The organism is Corallococcus sp. CA054B, from assembly GCF_003611625.1.
Lineage (GTDB): Bacteria > Myxococcota > Myxococcia > Myxococcales > Myxococcaceae > Corallococcus > Corallococcus coralloides.
The window spans coordinates 46,532-67,772 of sequence record NZ_RAVY01000002.1 but is presented as its reverse complement, the minus strand read 5'-3'; the positions used below and the strand labels follow the sequence as shown (position 1 = coordinate 67,772).

14 protein-coding genes are annotated in these 21,241 nt (G+C 66.7%); 6 read left to right on the top strand and 8 right to left on the bottom strand.

The window, feature by feature from the left end; genetic code table 11:
• The first annotated feature begins 8 nt into the window (after positions 1-8).
• Together D7V80_RS00840 and D7V80_RS00835 are read left to right on the top strand one after the other, a co-directional pair.
• Complete coding sequence (locus D7V80_RS00840; RefSeq protein WP_120586353.1) at positions 9-737, top strand: hypothetical protein; 729 nt, start codon at positions 9-11, stop codon at positions 735-737.
• 103 nt (positions 738-840) lie between these two features.
• On the top strand, positions 841-1,170 hold the full coding sequence (locus D7V80_RS00835; RefSeq protein ID WP_120586352.1) for a hypothetical protein: 330 nt from the start codon (positions 841-843) through the stop codon (positions 1,168-1,170).
• Between the two features lie 126 nt (positions 1,171-1,296).
• Here the strand turns inward: D7V80_RS00835 and D7V80_RS00830 are convergent, their stop codons facing one another.
• The 3 genes from D7V80_RS00830 to D7V80_RS00820 all read right to left on the bottom strand — a co-directional run bounded on the left by D7V80_RS00830 (position 1,297) and on the right by D7V80_RS00820 (position 6,274).
• A complete protein-coding gene (locus tag D7V80_RS00830) occupies positions 1,297-2,598 on the bottom strand; it encodes a serine protease (protein WP_120586351.1) in 1,302 nt (433 codons plus the stop codon).
• A gap of 160 nt (positions 2,599-2,758) precedes the next feature.
• Entirely contained in the window at positions 2,759-4,687 is a 1,929-nt protein-coding gene (locus D7V80_RS00825) for a hypothetical protein (RefSeq protein ID WP_120586350.1), read from the bottom strand.
• A 30-nt stretch (positions 4,688-4,717) separates the two neighbouring features.
• Positions 4,718-6,274 (bottom strand): patatin-like phospholipase family protein, encoded by a 1,557-nt coding sequence (locus tag D7V80_RS00820; protein ID WP_199738324.1) that lies wholly within the window; start codon positions 6,272-6,274, stop codon positions 4,718-4,720.
• A 274-nt stretch (positions 6,275-6,548) separates the two neighbouring features.
• On the opposite strand from D7V80_RS00820, the gene D7V80_RS00815 reads away from it, so the two are divergent.
• Positions 6,549-7,847, top strand: a complete 1,299-nt coding sequence (locus D7V80_RS00815; RefSeq protein WP_120586349.1) for a glycosyltransferase — start codon at positions 6,549-6,551, stop codon at positions 7,845-7,847.
• A 9-nt stretch (positions 7,848-7,856) separates the two neighbouring features.
• On the opposite strand, the gene D7V80_RS00810 is transcribed toward D7V80_RS00815, so the two are convergent.
• Together D7V80_RS00810 and D7V80_RS00805 are read right to left on the bottom strand one after the other, a co-directional pair.
• Positions 7,857-9,341: a GMC oxidoreductase gene (locus D7V80_RS00810; protein WP_120586348.1), complete on the bottom strand. Its 1,485-nt coding sequence runs from the start codon at positions 9,339-9,341 to the stop codon at positions 7,857-7,859.
• A 38-nt stretch (positions 9,342-9,379) separates the two neighbouring features.
• Positions 9,380-10,318, bottom strand: a complete 939-nt coding sequence (locus D7V80_RS00805) for a glycosyltransferase family 2 protein (RefSeq protein WP_158616525.1) — start codon at positions 10,316-10,318, stop codon at positions 9,380-9,382.
• A 61-nt stretch (positions 10,319-10,379) separates the two neighbouring features.
• On the opposite strand from D7V80_RS00805, the gene D7V80_RS00800 reads away from it, so the two are divergent.
• Positions 10,380-11,705, top strand: coding sequence for a glycosyltransferase (locus tag D7V80_RS00800; RefSeq protein WP_158616524.1), 1,326 nt, complete (start codon positions 10,380-10,382; stop codon positions 11,703-11,705).
• A 1-nt stretch (position 11,706) separates the two neighbouring features.
• On the opposite strand, the gene D7V80_RS00795 is transcribed toward D7V80_RS00800, so the two are convergent.
• Positions 11,707-13,359 carry a cyclic peptide export ABC transporter gene (locus D7V80_RS00795; protein ID WP_120586346.1) on the bottom strand — a complete coding sequence of 551 codons (1,653 nt, stop codon included), beginning with the start codon at positions 13,357-13,359 and terminating at the stop codon, positions 11,707-11,709.
• A gap of 991 nt (positions 13,360-14,350) precedes the next feature.
• On the opposite strand from D7V80_RS00795, the gene D7V80_RS00790 reads away from it, so the two are divergent.
• Entirely contained in the window at positions 14,351-19,303 is a 4,953-nt protein-coding gene (locus D7V80_RS00790) for a serine/threonine-protein kinase (protein WP_158616523.1), read from the top strand.
• A 28-nt stretch (positions 19,304-19,331) separates the two neighbouring features.
• Here the strand turns inward: D7V80_RS00790 and D7V80_RS00785 are convergent, their stop codons facing one another.
• Together D7V80_RS00785 and D7V80_RS41620 are read right to left on the bottom strand one after the other, a co-directional pair.
• Complete coding sequence (locus tag D7V80_RS00785; protein ID WP_120586344.1) at positions 19,332-19,793, bottom strand: hypothetical protein; 462 nt, start codon at positions 19,791-19,793, stop codon at positions 19,332-19,334.
• A 364-nt stretch (positions 19,794-20,157) separates the two neighbouring features.
• A complete protein-coding gene (locus tag D7V80_RS41620) occupies positions 20,158-20,313 on the bottom strand; it encodes a hypothetical protein (protein WP_158616522.1) in 156 nt (51 codons plus the stop codon).
• Positions 20,314-20,523: 210 nt separating this feature from the next.
• Here D7V80_RS41620 and D7V80_RS00780 point away from each other — a divergent pair, with 210 nt between their 5' ends.
• Positions 20,524-21,120, top strand: coding sequence for a hypothetical protein (locus D7V80_RS00780; RefSeq protein WP_120586343.1), 597 nt, complete (start codon positions 20,524-20,526; stop codon positions 21,118-21,120).
• The last annotated feature ends 121 nt before the right edge of the window (positions 21,121-21,241 follow it).

Sequence of the window (21,241 nt, the reverse complement as noted above, 5' to 3'; positions counted from 1 at the left end):
GCCCGCCAATGTGGAAATTCGAGCAGATTGCCAAGTCGAAGACCGCCGATTTGCTGCATGCGACGGAACAGCCTCCGCGGACGCTCTACGAAATCCATCAACTCGCGGAGCTGGCTCGTCGTGCGGTCCGGGGTGAAACGCCGCTTGAGGAGGTGATCCGCCGAGTGGTCGCGGCCTCAAGCGATCGCGAGATGCTCTTCGGTGCACCGCCTGGCTATCTGGCGGCGGGGGTGCTCGTGGGCGCCCCCGAGCCCATCCGCACGCACTTCTGGAGCACGGCGAGCCGTGAACTGGACGCGAGGAGTCTCAAGATGCTGCGCACCCAGTTCCGCGAGTCCGGCCCTCCGCCCACCCTCCCAGTCGATTCGGAGGACGGCGGCGCGGGGGCACACGAACAATGGGCAGTGACGGTGTATGGCACCGCCGATCCGTCGAAGGTGGTCTCGGCCGTCCAGCGCGCTGAACCTGGCGCGAGGCTCCTGGAGCACTGGGCCGAATACGAGCCCCTCGTCTGGATCTTCGAAATGCCCGCGGGGGCGGACGCGCGCGTCGCGCTGAGCATCGCGGCGGGGGTCACCCATGCGACCGGCACCCCAACGTCCTGCGATGTCCCCGCCGCGACGGGAGCGCTCGGCCCGGACATCGTCGCGTTCTGCCAGCCTGGTGGCACGCCCGCACTCGGCAGTGTGGCGGGCGCTCCCAGTGCCCCGGTCTTCACGCCCATCAAGTCGGCGTGACGGCGGGTCCTGAGTCTGGCAGCCCCAAGACGAAGGCCCTGGAGTAACCGGCTTGCACCGGAAACTCCAGGGCCTTCATTTTGATTGAGGAGGCATCGAAGCCATGGCGATGGCTGACGAATGGAACAAGGTCGACAAGGCTTTCGATCGACTGGAGCGCTATCGCGTGCTCCATCCAACGCTGGCCGCGATGAGGAAGCTGGCCCACCTGGTCAAGGAGAACGCAGCGTTCGCCGAAGTGCATCCGGTCGTATCGATGGCGTCGCTCGTGCTCGCACGGGGACAGGCGGAGCGGCGCGTGGACGTAGCCTGGACCGAGCAACACGAATACAGGGTGGCCTTCGTCGATTCAAAGCTGCGGTTCTCGGAGCCCACGCACGCGAACGAGGACGGCGTGGTGCGGGTGCTACGTGAGTACCTCGACAGGCTCTAATCGGTCCGCGACGGCGCGCGGCAGCAGGGCATGTGAGGGAGGCCGGCGCGGATGTTCACTGTGAAAGTGAACGAGCCCGGCGCGGGCGGTGACGGAGCGCCACCGCCCGCTTCGGTCCTTCAGGGACTACTGGATGGTGTACGCCACCGTGCCGCTGCAGCTCCCGCTGGAGTAGCAGCCGACGCGGATCTGATAGGTGCCCGCCGTCGTGGCCTTGAAGCTCGCGTAGGACAGCGTGCCGCAGGCGTCGTCGTTCGAGGCCACCTGGGTGGTTCCGTTGTACAGGCGCAGGTACGTGTCACCCGTGCCGGAGGCGCCCGGTACCGTGCAGGTGCCGAACTTGAGGGTCTGCCCGGCGGCCAGGGTGACGTTGTGGTTGACGGTGTTCTGGTTGGCGCTGTTGGTGTTGGAGGCGGTGAAGGTGAACGTCACCGGCGTCGCGGGCGGCGGGTAGCCCGCGCACAGGCGAGTGCTGGTCGCCACGCCGCAGTACTCGTCGATGGCCGGCCGGACGTAGGTGATGTCCTCGCCGCGGCAGCCCGTCTCCGTGCAGGTGTTGACGACGTTGCAGCTCCCGTTGGCTTTGTAGTCGGTCTCGCCGCGCACCAGGATGCCGGCCACCGTGTAGCCGTTGTTCTCGTACACGCCCGAGCCCGAGTTGCCGCCGAACGTGTCCGTGGTGCCCACGAAGTAGTCCAGCGTGCCCGCGCGCGCGTCACGCACCGAGCCGCCCGAGTCGATCTTGAAGGGAATGCCGCTGCCCGAGCCGATGACCGTCACGTTGGTGCCCACGGGCAGCGCGGCGTTGCCCGCGCGAATGGGGGCGGGCGTGAAGCGCGGGGTGGCCGGACGGTCCAGCCGGATGACGGCGAAGTCCAGGTTGCGACCGCCCACCGTGCCCTGCTGGCGCGCGACAATCGCCTGGCAGGAGAAGATGTCCGCGGTCGTCACCGTCTGCATGGAGCCGGCGGCGGTGCGGTAGAAGTTGAAGACGAAGCGCGTGCTGGCGCAGGCCGACGCGCTGGTGATGCAGTGGCCCGCCGTGAGCACCAGGTCATCGTCGATGAGCGTGCCGGAGCAGAAGGCAGGGGTCAGGTCGTCCAGGAAGCGCTGGGAGGTGCAGAGGTTGTACGCGGAGCGCAGCGTGGACGCATTGAAGGTGACGTCGTTGGGGTTGGTCGCGTTGAAGTCCGAAGGGTTCATCAGCGCGACGGTGGACTGCTGAGCGCGGGCGCGCAGCGTGGCGTTCGTGTGCGCGTACACGTCCGTGCGGTTGTCGGTCCCATAGACAACGGGCTGCTGCTCGGTGCCCAGGGGAGCGTTGTCAGTCGGCTCGGCCTCGGGCGCCGGACCGCAGGCCACGAGGGAAAGGGTACACAGCAGCGTTCCGAGCAGCGTCCTACGGCCGGAAGTCCGGGGGATTCGCATGTGCTGAACACTCCTTGAGGGTGCGGGCCGCCCGCCAGGGGGCGAGCAGCGGACCGCATGCTCGCGCCAACCGGGTGCTCTCCGCAACATGCCCTTAACAAGGAATTGCTGTGCTCTCGGAAGTCTCAGCCCTCGCCCACTCCCTGGTGCCGGAGCGCCCTCAGGAGGCGTGGCTCGACACTTCGGCGTGCAACGCCTGCGCGTGAAGCGTTCGGCCCCAGCCCGTGAAGCCGGCGGGCTTCACGTCCCGCACCAGCCAGAGGCAGGCGCAGTCCCCGTCTCCACGGTCGTGGGACGCGGACCGCGAGGAGTCCCACCATTCGCGGAGCTGCTCCTGCTCGGCCTCGTCCGGCGCCCTGAAGCCCATGGAGCGATAGAGCACGGCCGCATCCGCCTCCCGCTTCTTCTCTTCGGCGGAGGCCGGCCGCTCTTCCTGGATGTGGACCGCCAGCCGGGACACCCCTTCGCTCGGGTCCAGGGCCCACTGGTTCAGGCCGTTCAGGAAGGCCTCTCCAATCCCATTGCCCCAGAAGCCGGGCGGGACGAAGAAGTCCCCTTCGTCCCAGGCCAGGACCCCATCCGCGCCATCCCCATGGCGCCACGCGCGGACGAGGGCGAGCTGGATGTCGTGCGACGGATGGCCCTCGTAACGGACCGGGTGCAGGTAGGAGAGCAGCATCGCGCCGTCCGTCATGCGCGGAGAGCCCTTCTTCTGAATCCACCCGGACATCGCCAGCCCCGAGCGCTGGTTCGCCTCCACCTCCTTCACCTGGCCCTCGCCCCGGCCGGACTTCAGGTCGAACTGCGTTTCGAGGAAGCGGGTGAATCGCTGGGGATACAGCGTCTTCAGGAGCGGCCACCACAGCCGGAAGAGCGGCGCGTGCGTCCAGCGCGCGAAGTAGTTCATCAGCCCGAGGTAGGCCGGATGATTGTATGTCTCGTTGAGCTTCTCACAGAGGAACACCTCCTCCATGAAGAGCAGGGCCTGCCGGCAGGCCTGGAGCGACCGGCTGATGTCGCGCGTTCGGGGCGAGAGCGCGGGTCTCACCGGGCCGCCCTGCCGCGAGCGCGCGAAGGGCACCGAGTCCTCGATGTATGGCTCCTCCTCGAACACCTCTCGCAGGAGCCGATGCGCCCCCGACGCATGCAGCAACGTGTCGATCTCCGCCGCGCGCGACGCGTAGTGCGCGAAGCGCTCCGAGTATCCGGCGGGAACCGGGAGCCACTCCCGGCGGGCCTGGGCGAAGAGACTGGCGCCCTGCTCCGGGTTCTCGGCCTTCACATGGAGCTGCCGCAGGATGGGCTGGAACGCCAACTCGGCCTCGTGCTCGCCCAGCCGCCGGTACGACTCCCACTGCGCCTCGTCGTAGAACTGGTCCCCGGTCGACTCATGAGGAAAGGCCGCGTTGCGCGCCTTGTACTGCGCGACGTCCGCCGGCTCGTTGCCCATCAGCGTGGGCCGGATCATCAGCAGCACCCCGGTGTCCCCCGTCGGGTAGTGGATGTCTCCGGCCACCATCGGTTGCCGCGCCCACCCGTCCGGGCCGGGGCGCAGCGGCGACAGGTCGATGCGGATGTCCACCCCGAAGTCCTCGCGCACCCGCCGCACGGCGTTGCCGAAGTCGTCGAACGCCAGGTCCGGATCCCTCCCGCAGTCGGAGACGAGGATGTAGCGGCAGTGCCGGCGCACCAACTCGTAGAGCGCCAGGTTCTCGAAGTGTCCTCCGTCCGAGAGGTGCACGTCGCGATCCTGGGCTCGCGACATCCCGAACATCTCCTTGTAGAAGGGCAGCCCGACGGCCCACTCGGCGCGACGCCCCCGGCCCCGTGTGGGGTGGGGCCACCACAGCCCCAGGCGGAAGTTGAAGGCGGCCATGAGGAAGGTGAAGGCCGACCCGAGCCGCTTGGAATAGCCGCCCATGTTCGAGTTGAAGGCCGCGCCCGACGCGGTCATGGCCGCGCCAAGCGACGGCGCCCCACCCTCCCGCCGGCTCGTGCCCTCGCACGTCCAGGCCGCCGCTTCATGCGCCACGCTCATGCCCACGGCCGAGAGAACGGCGCTCTGGGCGCCTCGCCCCAGGTTGCGCATCGGGTCCTCCGGCCGCAGGTCATTGGCCGCTCAGCAGATGAGATGCAGGGGCCGGGCCGGATCCGCATGGGATAGCGCCGTCAGCGGGAGGTCATCGGCCCGGCGCTCGCTCGCGGGCTCTGCGCCTCCCGACTCCGGAAGGGACGCGCCCAGGTAGGCGCGCGCGAGCCGCGACCGGTAGAAGTGGTGCAGCCCCACCCGGGTGGTGTCGAAGCAGAAGAGCGTCGCGGCGGTGATTCCGGCGGCCAGCAGGAACAGCGGCAGGAGTTGCCCTTGCGTCCGTGCATGGGTGACCAGGGCCACGACGCCAATGAGGAACAGCACCACGACGACCGAGGAGAGCAGTGGGATCGCCACCGGCCTTACGCGCTCCCGCTTGCCGGGCACGCTGGGTCGGCTGGGCTGGCGGGTGAAGCGCTGCTGCAAGCGCGTGAGCACCGCCATGAGGGCAGCGGCGAGCGTGGGCACCCCCAAGGCGAACAGGGACTGGACCTGCACATGGAACCAGCCCTCGCCAATCCAGGCACCGCCCAGCCAGCACAACGCCATGCCCACCCACAGCGCCGCGAGCAGGAACAGCCGGCTGATGGCCCGGCCGACCGCGTATGTCCAAGCGGGTTGCAAGGCGCTCCGCCCCAGGCGCGAGAAGAGGAAGCGCCCCACGACGAGCGCGCCCGCGGTGGCCACCCATACCGCCGCGGGGCTGAACAGGGCCTGGAGCATGGGGCCGGAAGGTGGGAGCCAGGTCTGCAGGCGCCGCCAGCTCAACAGGCCGGACATGGCCGTCTGGGCTTCGGCGTTGCCGCGCGCGAAGTACCATCCGAGTCCGAGCGTGATGCCCACGGCGCAGAGGGCCGCCAGGACATAGGCCCTGGAGCCCTCCAATGAGCGCAAGTCGTTGACCTCCTTCAACGAGCGCGAGTCGTGATCTCCGCGCGTTCGTGAGCCGCGGTCGCCACGCACCTCCATCTTTCGCCAGGCCACTTCGCCCGCCACCAACTTCACGGACGTCAGCAGGGCCAGGAGCAGAAGGCCCCTCTCGCCGGCGATGCTCCAATGTGCGAGCAACTCCCAGAACAGGACGCCCAGCGTCAGGAGCGCGAGCGCCGCCAGGAGCGAGGGGATGGTGGCATTCACCACCGACGAGACCATCCTCCCCGAGTCCGGGTTGAGCAGCCCGGGCCGGGGGCGCAGGAAGTTGCTGAACTGGCGCAGGTGGTGGACGGGATCCGGCTCCGCCAGGCCCAGCGTGGACGGCGTGTCCGGGAAGCAAGGGGCCTTCTTCCGCGGACGGAGATCCGCGCACGGGTCGGCGCGAAGGCCGGCCCTCGCGCGCCACGCCGTCCAGAAGCTCCCGACATACCCACCGCCCGACACGGTCGAGAGGTAATGGAAGACGTCGAGCAGCTTCAGCCTTGCCAGCGCCTGTAGCAGTCCCAGGTTGAAGGTGGCGCTGCGGATGCCACCTCCGGAGAGCGCGAGCCCGAAGAGGTCTTCCCGGGGATGCTTGATCCACGTTGGCGCCGGGGGCACGGCCGGACGCACGGTCGGCTTCCGCGCGGCGCTTCCGTCGGACCGCAGCTTCATGGCTTCCATTTCCAATGCCATGAGCTCTTCGATGCCCAGGCCAGCCGTCTCCTCCCGTTGATCACGCGTCCCCATGGCGGTTCCCCTCCAGCCATGACTTGCTCTTGGACCTGCCCTGCGTAATCAACGAACAGCGTGTCCCCCGCCCGCTTGAGCAGTCTGGGGCCCGGACGCGGCTGGAGCGGACGCCCTGGGGACTGTCGGCACGCCATCACACGCAGTAGCATCACGCCGCTTTTCCGGGGGACTCAAGCCGGGACACTTTGGAGGCCGTATGGCCACAATCCTCGTCGCTCCGCTTCCGCTCGCAGGGCATGTCAATCCCACGCTGAAGCTGGCGAAGACGCTCCGGGCCCGCGGACACCGGGTGGTCTACTGCTCCCTGCCGGATGTCGAGTCCTCGCTCCAGACCGAGGGCTTCGAGCTCCTCCCCGTCTTCAGGTCCCTCTTCCCCAAGGGCCTGGTGGCGGAGATGACGGCGAGGGCGGCCCATGCGCGCGGCCGGGAGCTGCGCAACCTCGCGCGCGACCACATCCAGCGCCGCAATGCCGTGCTCCAGGCCACCCTGGACGGTGAATACGACAGGCTGCTGGACGCCCTCCGCCCGGACCTCGTCCTCTGCGATGACCGGGTGGTGGATCTGCCTATCGTGTGCCATGGCCATGGTGTTCCCGTGGCGAGGCTGAACACCACCCTCCCCCAGCACCTGCTGCACCTGCTGCCGACAAGCAACGGCAAGCCTCTCATCAGCGCGCTCAGGCCCGTGCTGCGCCGGCTCGAGGTCGTACTCGCGCGCGCGGGCCTGGTGCCCCGCTTCCAGGAATTCCACCGGCGGCTTGCGCTCAAGCATGGCTGCCCGATGGAGCCCGTGGACTTCCCTCCCTTCCAGCTCCCCCTGTTGCGAGACGTGGTGCTCTTCCCCAGGGAGTTCGCGACGCCGGACATGCCGGCCGGGCGCGAGCCGGTGCTCCATCTGGGCCCCTCCATCGACCTGGAACGCCAGGAGCCGGCGTTTCCCTGGGAGCGGCTGAAGGAGGGCCAGCCCCTCATCTTCTGCTCGCTGGGCACGCTGGCCTCATCCGGCCTGGCCCGTCAGGTGATAAAGACGGTGCGCGAGGCGGCGGCGCTGCGGCCACAGTGGCGATTCGTCCTCGCCGTGGGATCCGTGCTCGACCCGGCGGAGTTCGACGGGGGGCCGGCGCGGATCGTGGCCGTGCAGAAGGCGCCCCAGCTCCAGTTGCTGCGCACCGCGGCGGCCATGATCACCCATGGCGGGTTCAACAGCGTGAAGGAGTGCATCTACTTCAGCGTCCCCATGGTGGCGCTGCCCATGAAGGACGACCAGCCGGACGTGACCCGGCTCGTCGTGCACCACGGGCTCGGGGTCCAGGGGGCCGTGAAGCAGCTGAAGCCCCGCGCCCTGCTCTCGCTGCTGGACTCCGTGGTGGGGAGCGCCTCCCATGCCCAGGCGCTCGCGAGGATGAGCGGTCGCTTCCGCGAGGCGGAGGCGGACATGGCCGCCATCGAGCAACTGCTCCCCGGCCCCCAGCCCGCCATCAAACGGGCGAGCTGACCCCGAAGGTCACGCCACTTCCACCCGAGGCTTGCGCTGGACCCGCGCGATGGTCTCCGCGGCCCGGAGCGACAGCGCGATGATGGTGAGCGTGGTGTTGACCGCCCCGGCGGTGGGCAGGCTGGACGCGTCCAGCACGTACAGGTTGTCCATGCCATGGACGCGGCAATCCGCATCCAGCACCGAGCTCGCGGGATCCACCCCCATCCGCGCGGTCCCCACCGTGTGCCAGGGCGCATCGAAGTGCACGGAGGTATGGACCCAGCTAAACCCTGCCTTGTGGAAGAGCGAGACAGCGGTGTCCCGCAGCTTCCGGTACGTCTCACGGCTGGGTCTGGGATTGTGGACGCGGGCGATCCGCTCTTCGTGGAAGTCGAACCCCGACTCCGCGGTGCCCACCGCCTCTGTCATCAACAGACACACCAGGCTGCGGCGCGCGACGAACTTCACGAACGGAGCGGCGAGCGGAAACACATGCTGCCAGATGGGAATCTGGCCCGTCGCCTGGATGACGCCCAGGGGATAGGGCCAACCCTCCGCCGCGCCGTAGAAGGCGTTGATGGCGAAGGTCTTCTGGTGGAGCTCCGGAATGGGGCGCAGTCCCATGAAGGGAAAGATGAAGCCGCACGTGTGGCCCGCCAGATACCGCCCCAGGGCGCCCCTGGCGTTTCCAATGCCCTTCGGGTGGGCGTCGTTCCTCGAGCGCCAGAGCAGCAACGGCGACTCCCGGATGCCCGCGCTCACGACGACGACATCCGCGTGCACGGTGACCTCCTCGCTTCCGCGGCGCAGGAGGACACCGGTGGCGCGGCGGCCGTCCGGCGTGGTGAGGACCTTGAGGCAGTCCGTTCCCGTGCACAGGTCCACCCTGCCCGTCTTGAGCGCGGGCCGGAGCGCGGCGACCTCCGCGTCCATCTTCGCGTCGCGGTGGCAGAAGTAGCCGTCGCAGGTCGAGCACAGGACGCACCGGCCGTTGGGTCCCCGGTCCACGCCCTTGGGGATGTAGCCCACGGGAACGCCGCAACCCTGGAGCCGCTTCACCACGTCCGCGATGAAGGGCTCGTGCTCGATGGGCCCGTGGGGAAAGGGCCTGGAGCGAGGAGGCTCGGAGGGGTCCCCTTCGGGCGAGCCGTGGACCGAATAGAGCCGTTCGCCCTCGTCGTAGTAGGGCTCCAGGTCGGCGTAGGAGAGGGGCCAGGCCGTGGACTCACCATGCTCCGTCGGGCTGGCGCGGAAGTCGTTCTCGCGCAGGCGGTAGAGCGCCGCGCCGTAGAACTTCGACTCGCCTCCCACGTTGTAGCGGATCCCGCGCCGCTGGTAGTCCGCGATGAACGTCGTCTGCTGCTCGCTCCGGGCAGGGTCCGGCTTCAGGTACTCGCCCTGTTCGACGACCAGCACGTTGCAGTCACGGCGCGCCAGCCCCTGGGCCAGGGTGCTCCCTCCCGGCCCACTGCCAATGATGATCACGTCGTACCCAGGCTTGACCCAGCTCACGTTCTCTACCCACGCACTGTGAAAGGTTTGTCAGCTACTCAGCGACGGGCCCTGGAAACGGCCAGTGAAACGAGCTGCCGCCCCACCATCGGCATGTATCGCGGGAGCTTCGCGGGGTTCTTCAACGCCAATGACATGCACTCACCCCAGGCTCCCTTCTGGAGCGGCGCGCGGAACCGCGCATCCTCCCGCTCCCGGAGCTTCCACTCGCGATAGCGGCCCAGCGCCTCGATGACCTCGCCCTGCGTCCGGGGGTCCAGGGAAGCGGTCAGCGCCTCGGCCATGTCGATGATACGCGTCAGGCACCGCACGGGATCCGAGGTCAACGAACCCGGCCGGCTCCGGTAGCAATACATCGCCTCTTGCGACACGACCATCCGGCCCGACGCGAGGAGACACCGGAGCAGGAAGTCGAAGTCCTCACCGGCCCACAGGGCCGGGTTGTAGCGGAGCGCATGCGCGTTCAAGAAGGCCCTGCGGAACACAGGCTTCAGGAACCCGTAGTCGTCCACGGCCATCTTCAGGGCGTTCACCTCGAACGGCTGTTCAATCCGCCCCAGCCGCCGGGCCTGCGTCTGGAAGAACGTCACCGAGGGATTCCGCTCCCCTTCCGGGACCAGCAGCAGGTCATCACAGACGATGTCCGCGCGGTGCCCTTCCGCCAGCGCCAGGAGGCGCTCCAGGCGCGGGGGCTTCCACCAGTCATCGCCATCCAGGATGGCGACCCATTCCCCTTCGGCGTGGTTAATGGCGACGTTGCGGCTCTGGGAAGGCCCCTCGTTCTTCGCGTTCCGGAGGACGCGGATGCGCGCGTCCTGATACCGCCCGGCGACCGCCGCGGTCCCGTCCGTGGAGCAGTCATCGACGATGATGAACTCGACATCCCGCTGGGTCTGCGCAATCACCGAGTCGATGGCGGCGCCCAGATACGCCTCGACGTTGAAGGCAGGGATGATGACGGACACCGAGGGTTTCATCGCGGGGCGCTCTCGTTCTTCCGGTTTCACGCAGATTACCACCCTGCTACCTTCGGGAGTCATGGCGAGAATCGTCTTTCTTCCCCTGCCGGAGGCCGGCCACATCCACGCGACCTTCGGGCTCGCGAGGCAGCTGGCGTCCCGGGGACACGAGCTCGTCTACATGGCTCCGCCGGATGGAGAGGCCTTCCTGCGTGAGCGGCCCTGGCCGTTCATCCCCATCCACGAAGAGGCGATGCCCAGGGGGCGCCAGGCGGAGCTGGATGCACAGCTGGCCGCCCCGGGGCTCTCCCCCCAGGCGCGCAAGGACATCATCCGGGAGGTGCTCCACCGGCACGGGCTCCGCATCACGGAGGCCCTCTTCGGGACCACGCTGGAGGCCCGCCTGCGCGAGGCGAAGGCCGACCTGCTGCTCGTGGATGCGACGTTCCCGCTGCCTGTGCTGGCGGCCCACAAGGCCGGCGTGCCCGCGTTCCAGCTCTGCACCAACCTCGCGTTGAACAGGGACGTCGCCGTCCCTCCGCTGAACTCACACCACGTCCCAACGGGAAGTGTCGGCTCGCGGCTCGGCATCCGCCTCGCCTGGCAATGGCAGTACCTGCGCACCTTCCTGCCGTTCGAGGAGAAGATGCGCGAGCGGCTTCGCGCCTTCTATCGCCTGCACCCCGGCGCGCCTCGCGCCAGCTTCAACACCCATCTGCAGATTGGCCCGCACTTCCAGGTCCCCACGCTGGTGATGAGCGCGCCGGAGTTCGACTTCCGCCGCTCGGCCGCGGACGTCCACTACCTGGGGCCGTGCGTGGATCTCGACCGGACGGAGCCTCCGCTGCGTCTGGATCCGCCCCAGGACGATTCGCCGCTCATCCTGTGCTCACTGGGGAGCCATGGCGACCGGCTGCGCGGACACCAGGCCTTCTTCCAGTCCGTCATCTCCGCCGTCGCGCGCAGGCCCCGGCTCCGGCTGCTCATGGCCGTGGGCAAGCTGCTGCGGACGGACGCGTTCGGCCCGCTGCCTCCCAATGTCACGATGGTGGATTGGGTTCCCCAGCTCACCGTGTTGAAGCAGGCGTCGCTGATGATCACCCATGGCGGGCTCAACAGCGTGAAGGAATGCATCTGCCTGGGCGTTCCGATGCTCGTGTATCCGCTGATGTTCGACCAGCCGGGCAACGCCGCGCGCGTCGTCCACCATGGGCTCGGACTGCGGGGAAACATCCGAGAGACCTCGGCGGAACAGGTGGGCGCGCAGCTGGATCAACTCCTCGGCACGCCTGCGTTCCAGGCCCGGATCCGGGCCATGCAGCGCACCTTCCTGGAAGCTGATGCCGCCAGCCGTGGCGCGGTGACGCTCGAGCAGTTGCTCCAGGAGCAGCGGCTCGCGGCCTGAGTCAGGAGGCGCGCTCCTGCAAGGCCGGGGCGGACTCGGCGGGAGCGACCAGCTTCCCGGCGTCGAGCCGGAGGACACGGTCGGCGACGCCGAAGTAGCGGTCGTCGTGGGAGATGACCACCACGGTCTTGCCCTTGCGCTTCAGCTCCGGAAGCAGCTCCGTGTAGAACACGGCCTTGAACGCGGGGTCCTGATCCGCCGCCCACTCGTCGAAGAGATAGATGGGGCGGTCTTCCAGGTAGGCGGTGAGGAGCGCCAGCCGCTTGCGCTGCCCCAGCGACAGCTCGGTGGTGGAGAGGACGCCGCCGTCGATCCGGACCTTCCGCGACAGCTGGAGCAGCGACAGGTAGTGCTGCACCTGCGAAGCGGTGCCTTCGCCGACGAGCCCCAGCAGCCGTTCGAACAGGTAGAAGTCCGAGAACACGGCGGAGAACAACTGCCGGTAGGACTCCTGCGTCTGCTCCGTGATGGGCTGACCGTCCACGAGGATCTGCCCGCCCTCGGGCTGGTACAGCCCCGTGAGCAGCTTGGCCAGCGTGGTCTTCCCGCTGCCATTGCCGCCCACGAGGAAGATCAGCTCCCCGGCGTGCATGCGCAGATGGATGGGGCCCACCACGAAGTGCCCGTCCGACTCCTCGCGGTAGTAGGTATGGGTGACGCCCACGAGTTCGACGGTCTGGAACGTCGCGCGGTGTCCTCGTTCGGGAAGCGCGGGCGCATCGGAGCCCAGGGAGTCGAGCGTCAGCCCCAATTGGTGGACCTTCGTCCACGACACATCCCCGCGGCTCAGGATGGGCAGCGTCTCCATGACGGACTGGAGGGGCTGCTGGAGGTAGAGCGCCGCGATGCAGTACCCCACCAGCACCGACGGCTGCACCCAGCCCAGGCCCGGCATCACGAAGATGAGCGCCCCCACGAAGGCGAAGGACAGGAGCATCCCCAGGCTCCCAGTGGCCGCGAAGACATTGCCGATCCGGATCTGCAGCGCGCGAACGAGCGAGGACGTGGCTTCCACCTCCTCCGTGAGGAACGCCGCGCGCCGCTCCTGGTGCAGCTTCAGCTCCTTGATGCCCTCCGTGAGGCCGCGAAGCTGCTTGTAGAGCGCCCCCTGGTGCTCCCGCGTGCGCTGGAGATCCAGGATGGCGCTGCGGGCCAGTAGCCGGTAGCCCACCACGCTCAGCGCGATGACGAGCACCAGACCGACGAGCAGTTGCCAGGACAGCCATGCCAGGTAGACACAGCAGCCCAGCGCGATGGCGATGTTGGTGAGGAAGCGCGGCAACACGCCCAGCGCGGTGCTGATGACGAAGAGGTCCTCCGTGAGGACCGTCATCACGTTGGGGATGCCCTGCTCCTCCAGGCGCCGCAGCGGCGTGGCAACGACTTGACGGGCCAGCCGCATGCGCATGTCGAAGAGCGCGTCCCCGTTGAGATTGTTGACCAGGGCCTGCGTCCCGTAGCGCAACAGCAGCGTCAGCACGCCCAGCACCACGAAACCCAGGGCCACCGCCGAGCTCACCTGCAGCTGGGACGCGAGCGCGTGGTTGATCAGCGCGATGAGCCCCGCGTTGCTGGCGCCCGAGAGGAGCCCGAAGAGCGTCACCAGGATGAGCGACGTGGGGGACGTCCGGAACAGGAGGGCGAGGAATTTCATGGGTCGCAGGCCCGGCACTCCTCGGACGCGAGGGCCTGCACCGGAATCCGTGAAGGACTCTACATGAGTTCTTCTGACCTGCCGCAGTTTGCTGGATTCGCTGGTTTGCGACGTGGCCAAAAAGGCCCTGACGTCACCGGATCGCACCAGGAACTCCAGGGCCTTCGATGGTCGGGCGACAGGTTCTGAACCTGCGACCACTTGCCCCCCAAGCCCCCCGGAACTGTCCAGTGGTTACCAGCCCTTCACAAACCATCGTAAGTACTCGAGTTTCTATGGCCGGAGTTGTCCAGCCGTCCCATCCAATACCTCAGGCCCCCGAGCTCTTTGCTGCTGAGCCCCTGCCCCGGTCGAGCTGGTGGCCTCGGGTTCCGGCCGACGGCTGACGGTCCGAGAAGTCGCGTAGAGGATGGGAGTTTGCCGGGCCGCCGTGTACCGGCCGTGAGAGCAGGGCACGTTGCCCCACATCCGAGCCTCCAACGCGGTTCGGATCAAGGAGATGCGATAGGTCAACTCCTGCGCGATTCCACAGAACGAGCTAGGTAGTTCATAAGGGGCGGCCTGAAGCTGTGAGCAGTCTCCAGGAATGGGACCACCGCAGCCGAGCCGAACCTCTTCAGTGAAGATCTGGCCTGGGAACAGAAGAAGGTTGCGTCCAAGGCAGGCAGAAGGCGGTAGCAGAAGCAGCCCTCGTGGTGTTCAGCGCGGAAGCGCATAGATGCCGGGAGAGCATCTTGTGAAGAGCGTCCCAGCGCCTCGCCAGGGAAGATGGCTCTAATGGGTAGCAACAGACCCATCCAACCTCTCCAGCCCCTCCTCTACAGCTCTCCCGGGTCAGATGCATGTCCTGCTACCCTGTTCCGGTTCTCAGCCGTGGCATCCGTGGTGGGTTGGGTCGAGCCAGTTCCAACGGCTGGCCGAGGGTGGCCAATCAATCGGCTGCTGCAGCACCGGTATCAAGGGTCCGTCTGGGCTCGGAGAGTTTGAGCACATGGAGCACTACGTCCGTTTCACCGAACGCCTCCTGGCTGACCACTTTCCCGAGGTCTCGAAACGCCCAGCCGGTGCGGAACAACTCTTCAATGACGTAACGTTTGACGGTACGCGCATTCAATTTGTGATCCTGCCGCGCAACGAGCAGGGCTTTCGGGTGGGCGTCCTCGGCCGCACCCGGACTTTCCACGCCGGACTGATGCATGCACGAGAGGCAGGAGACACGCTGCTCATTTACGGCATGGCCAGCGAAGGCGCCATTCGCGGCTTTGGGGAGCCCCAGGTTCACGAAGCGCTGTTCTCCCGCTTCCAGGGTCGGGAATCTCCGAAGGGACTGCTGGATCCGCTGCCATTCCTGCGTGAGGCGCGTACCTCCATTGCAGGAGATGACGGCACGATACCGCCCTCTCCAGCCCTTCTGGATGCCATCGCACGTATGTCCGCCTTCTGTGCTCGGGTGCGACCTGGCCCCGACACCGAGGTCGTAACAGATGAGGCCTATCAACTGCGCCTGCGCAGCCTGTGGGTGCGCTTCCGGCTACACGAATGCGTTGAGCCATCCTTTCCTGCGCGATTCCGCGCCATTCTCGACGGGAGGATTCGATTTCAGGCATCCCGCGCCAACCTTGATGCAATGGCGCTGGGCATGGGCATCCCCGCCCTCAACCGCTTTGTAACCACGCACGTCGACAAGCCGCAGCGCATCCAGGAACTCCTTGAGATGTACTCCGCGCTTCCGCTACCGGAGTCAGTCCGAGCGAGACTGTGGGCGTCCGCCCTCAAGCGCCTCGCCCCCGAGAACGTGCGACTTGAGCTCTGCGAAGCAGCTCCGTTCCTCAAGAAGAAGGCCGAGGACAATGCCGTGGCGCGCGAGTGGGAGGCGCCCGTTGTCAATGCCATCCGCAGCCTTGGCACGACGGATTCCGGACTTGATGAGCTCGTCGCACATGTCGACCGTGACGATGAGCCCTTAGCAGCGGTGGCCCGCTGGGCCTGGAACCTACATTTTGAGCATGCAAGCGCGGAGCAGAAGACCGAGGCAGTTCCAGGACCCGCCAAGGACGTCCCCGTCCCCGCGTCCTCGCCTCCTGATTCCGCACATGCTCCTCTGCCCACCTCGCAGCACCCTCCGACCGCCCCAGCGTCCATTCAGCCCTCCGCCTTCGATGCCTGGGTGCTTGGGTTGGGCTGCGCTAGCACCGAGGAGTTGCAGGGGGTGGCCGAGGACATCCGCCGTACTGCGCGGGAACTGGAGTCCGCATCCGACTACATCTCCACGGCCGATGGATGTTTGGCGCTCGTGAAGGACCTCGGGAGACTGCAAGAGCGCCTTGAGAGGTGGCGCAAAGCACTCCCCTACCCAGAGCAGCTTGCGCAGGACATTCCCTATGCCCGTACCGCCTACAACGATGCGAAGGCGGCGATCGGGGAGCACGTGGACTCCCTGCTGCGAATGGCCGGAAGCACGCCTCCCGACGAGCTCAACGAGATTGCCGACATGGCGCAGCGGCTACAGGCGCTTGAGCTATTGCCAGCTTGGTGCTGGCAATCCGAGGAATTGCCCAAATCAAATTCCGAAGTTGAGGCGGGGGCCGTCCCCACGAAATTGCGTGCCCTCGTATCACCCCATATCCGGAGACGCGTGCGACTCGTCCTGCGCACGCTGCACGAGGCCAACGCGGAACTGCCCGCCTCCATTGCCAGCCTCGAAGCTCCAGCGAATCCTGGAGAGGAGGACCTGCATCTAGAGCGCGAGTTGCGCCGCCTATTGGAGGCAAAGCGGGCTCTGGACGCCATTCCAACCGAGCACCACAGGTGGGTACGTGCGGCCCTTGAGAACCAGGAGGAACCCTCCCGTCTCCAAAGAGCCGTCGAGCTTCTGGAGCGTCTGCGCGACAAGCTGGCCCCCGGCGTATTCGCCGGTGTCGTGGAAGTCGTTGGTACCGTCCGTGGAATCGAGGAACGCGAGGCTGCGGCGCGCAGTTACCACCGTGCAACTGAACATCTGGTAGCGGCCCTCGGCACCGCCGAGGACGTTATCCTGCCGCAGCTGCAGCGCACCGTGAGTCGCCAAGCCGCACCGCTCCCCGTGCCAACCGAGGCCCTCTCCATCGAGCACAATTGGACGGGCGAGTTCGGGCGCAAGGCGCTTCCCGGGCTGCGGCTGGTGGAGGGTGCTCCTTACGTTGAAACCGTTGTACCCCTCAGTCTGGAGACCGAGGACAATAAGGCTTACAACGTGCTGCTGGAGTACCGAGTGGCAACGGGGCAACGTGATGCATGGCCACGCGAGTGGCCACAGCCCTCCCCGGAGCGACTCTCGCTGCGTCCACGAGATTGGCGACCCGACTTCGAACGCAAGGGGCGCTACGTCACCACCTTCAGGCTACGGATCCCCATCCGCAAACCCCGCGCCCGTGAGCGCTTCGAAGTCGTCGTGTCCATTTACGATGCTGAAACACGCACGCCCCTCGCCAAGTCCACAACGCTCTCCTGGGATGTCCTCGAACCAGAACCGAAGTTGCCTGACGTCCACTGGACGGAGGAGTGCAATCCGGACTTCGTCACGCAGCATCCTGTTGGGCCACAGACGCACCGGGAGACGCTTGAGAAGCGCATCGCGCAGGGCGCATCCTTCGCTGTCGAGGCGCCACGCCGTTTCGGTAAGACGACGCTGGTCCGTTACCTGCGCACCCACGCCTCCCGTGATGACCTCCTTGTTCCGGAGTCCATCCTCTGCACGCAGTTTCATGACGGTGTCGAACTGGATTACGCCAAGCTCTGGAAGGCTGTCTCCGACAGCCTCCAGGCAGCGGTGGGTTCCGCAGTCGACCTCACCCACCTCGCCGATGGACTGCCGCAAGCCAACGCCTTCGACCACGTCCGGCGCGCGGCGGCCCGGGAAGGCAAATCCACCGTCCTCATCCTCTTGGATGAGGCGCAACTCTTCTTTCCCCGCGAGCGGCGCGGTCAGGCCATCGGCACTTGGCTGAAGGACTTGCTGGAAGAGAACTGGGCGGTCGCCGACGAGAGCCGGGCCCGTCTTTCCTTCGGACTCATAGGGCTCCCAGGAATGGTCGAGCGTGCAGGCGTCAACCTAATGGGCAAGTTGCGCCCGCTGGAGGTGCGCAACATCGACGAGGAGGGTCTCAACCGGCTGGTTCTGCAAGTGACACGACGCACCCTCGAAACAACACGGGGGGCTCGTCGAGAGATTTCCCGGGTGGCCAGTAACCTTCTCGTACTGCGCGACATCCTGGAACGCCTCGTACGCAACGTACGCCGGGACGGGCGCTGCTGGGTGTCCTTCGACGATGTGGTGGAAGTCGAAAACGAACTCATCACCGAGTTGCGCGAAGGGCAGGCCAGCGCCGTAGCCTCATCCCTGCGCGACGCATTCAATCAGGCAGAGTCCATTAACGATTGGGAGCCCGGCCCCACATATCCTGTGGCGGCGGCCCTCGCTCACTGGCTGCACGAGGGGCTTCCTTTCGAAGATGCGGTGCGGCGCGCTGCGGACAAACTGACTGAATGGGCGACAAGCGCGCAGGCAGCTGGTGGCCTGAGCCGCTTCGTGTTCGATGTGGAGCGGGTGCGCGAAATCGTGGGGACGTTGCGCTCGGAGCACATCGTGGAAGGCACGCGCTTCCGCTCCGAGCTTACCGAGGCATACTTGGTGGGTGCGGCCCGGAGTGGGTTCGTGGTGGATACGGCGGCCCGTAACGCGCTTCTGCTGGCAGCCGTCAAGCGCGTGCGTCCCACGCGCAGCCCACTTGAGCCCCTCGCCGAGGGAGGGCAGGCGCGGCTGTATCGCTTCAAAGATGGCAACGACACCCTAGTCTGGCGCGAAGCCACCCTGGCCGGCGATGAGGAACGGGGCCGCTTCATCCAGGGCTCCCATGCACTGGCCACCGTCGTGGGGGGAGTCACACGGCGGACGGCTGGCTCGGAGTTCGTCTTCGACCTGCTGGAGGTGGGCCTCCTTGAGGGCAACGACTCGCGAGCTGTCCAGATCTACCGATGGATTGACGGCTTCGACCTGTCCAACCGGGAGGGCGCCCTCATGGAGAGGGCTGTTGCCGACATTGGCGCGAAGCTCTGCCGGGCACTGACCTGGCTGCACTCCGCAGCGGTTCTACACCGGGACATCCGGCCAAAGAACATCATCCTCCATGCCGAGGACATGCGGCCGATCCTCATCGACTTCGGACTGGCGACACTCGCCCAAAGTGCACGGCACACTCGCCTGTCAGGTGAGTTCGTCGCCCCGGAGGTTTGCGCCGAAGTTCCTCAGTGGTCGCCAGCTGCAGATGTATTCGCTCTGGGCTGCACGCTGCGCAAGCTGTTGCGCCCAGAGGCCAATCGCTTCGGACTTCCTGGCGTCCTAGAGCGCACCGCCAACCCGCGGCCCGAGAGCCGAATGAATGCCCGCGAGCTTGGGCTGGCATTGGAGGACGTGGCGGTCAAGGCCAGCTTGGGGGACATCCGAAATCGGGCTTGGCAGCGCTATGGAGAGACCGTGGGACTCGCCAAGGCGTCCCCCCTCCACCGGGAAATTCTAGAGAAGATGCGCCCCTCACTTGAGGCGGTGGCCATCGGCCTCCATCCCGACGTACTGGACAGGTGCACGGTGGTGGCGGACCTCAGCAATCAGCTTCTCGAAGCCAGCAGCCGCGATGGGGACAAGCTAACGCTGGGCAACGTGAAACATACAAAGGACGAGTCCATGAAGGACTTGGCTACTCCAGCAGTTGATGTGTTGCACCAACTGCGCACTTTCCGAAACCACGGCGGCACCAGTCGCGGCCGACTGGTGAAGCGGCTGGGCAAGTCGGAAGAGGAGCTTGTGCCCGAAGTGTTGGAGGGCGCAGCCCAAGTGGGCAAATGCCTCGGCCTGAAGGCCTTTGGGGACTTGGCTCGGCTGGTCGTCAAGGTGGGGGCGGTCGACTGAGCCCGAAACTAACAGCCCCTAACAAATGTCAGGGAAGAGGCGACGTAGGAGCATGACGCAGCAGTCGAGGACGCGGAAGCCGAAGTGGGTCTACGCGGCCCACTATGAATCGCGTCAGTACGCCCAGCGCGGTGCTGATGACGAAGAGGTCCTCCGTGAGGACCGTCATCACGTTGGGGATGCCCTGCTCCTCCAGGCGACGCAGCGGCGTGGCGACGACCTGACGGGCCAGCCGCATGCGCATGTCGAAGAGCGCATCCCCGTTGAGCTTGTTGACCAGGGCCTGCGTCCCGTAGCGCAACAGCAGCGTCAGCACACCCAGCACCACGAAGCCCAGGGCCACCGCCGAGCTCACCTGGAGCTGGGACGCGAGCGCGTGGTTGATCAGCGCGATGAGCCCCGCGTTGCTGGCGCCCGAGAGGAGCCCGAAGAGCGTCACCAGGATGAGCGACGTGGGGGACGTCCGGAACAGGAGGGCGAGGAATTTCATGGGTCGCAGGCCCGGCACTCCTCGGACGCGAGGGCCTGCACCGGAATCCGTGAAGGACTCTACATGAGTTCTTCTGACCTGCCGCAGTTTGCTGGATTCGCTGGTCTGCGGCTGAAGGCCCCAAAAGGTCCTGGAGTCACCGGCTCGTCCGGTGGCCTCGGACTCTGGCCGGCTGCTGACCGTCCGGGAAGTCGCGGAGCGGCTGGGGGCTGCCGGGCCACCGTGTACCGGCTTTCCGAGAGGGGCACGCTGCCCCACATCCGCATCTCCAATGCGGTTTAGGCCAATGCAGCAGCATTGGAGCAGTTCCTGCGGGAGCACACAGCGATGTGCCGTAGCTCGACCCTCTGCGACATACCGGAGCTCAGACCGGATCCAAGTGGAGGTCGTCCACCTCGCCGATCTCACGCTCGTCCCACGCATCCTCCAGGTCTCCGGCGAGGAACCTCCGGTTCGCGGCCTTCACGTTGAGCAGGACGGCCAGGCGCTTGTGCTGGCCGCGAATCTGGTGGCTCCTCATGAGAGGCAGGCGCTCTCCAGCCACATGTAACGGAATGCGCCACAAAACATGGACGCAATCCGTCTCATGTAACTGAATGCGCCACAAAACCCAGGCTCCGGGGCAAGACTTGCACGGCTCCATCAGGCCAGGCGGCGCATTGGTGCGTTTGGCATTGTCTGCCTATTGGGAATGCGCTGACATGCATAGCCCCTTCCCCTGGAGGTACACATGAAGTCGCGTTTCGTCGTGATGATTGCTGGGTTGTCGCTCGGTCTGTTCGCTGCGTGCGGGCCCGTGGACGCGGAGTCGGAGTTGGTGGATGTGGCGCAGGTCGAGGCCGAAATGGGCCGCTACCTGTGCGGTGATGGCGTCTGTGATACCCGCAACGGAGAGAACAGCACCAACTGTCCCTGGGACTGCAACATGCTCTCGTTCTGCGGTGATGGGGTGTGCAGCGGGCGCGAGACGAGTCTCAACTGCCCCCAGGACTGCGGCCTCATCATCAATTACTGTGGTGACGGCGTGTGCAATGGCAACGAGAACGCCAGCACCTGCCCCCAGGACTGCGCCATCCTCACGTGGTGCGGCGACGGCATCTGCAATGGCTCGGAGACGACCGCCACCTGCGCCGATGATTGCGGCTCCTCCTGTGGCGACGGCGTCTGCAACGGCCCGGAGACGCCGCGCAACTGCCGGGCGGACTGCGGCCTCATCCTCTCGTACTGCGGTGACGGCATCTGCGGTCCGAACGAGGACATGCTGACGTGCTACGCCGACTGCTGCACCGGCCCGCGTTGCCTGGAGCCGAACCCGACCTGGCCGTAATACGACGGGGCCACCACGCCCGGGCAGCCTGTCTGCACTGACTCCAGGGCAGCAGTGAACTGGGGGGCGTGGACTGCCAGACGGCATGCACGACCGCAGCCTCATCCGCTACGCCACCGAG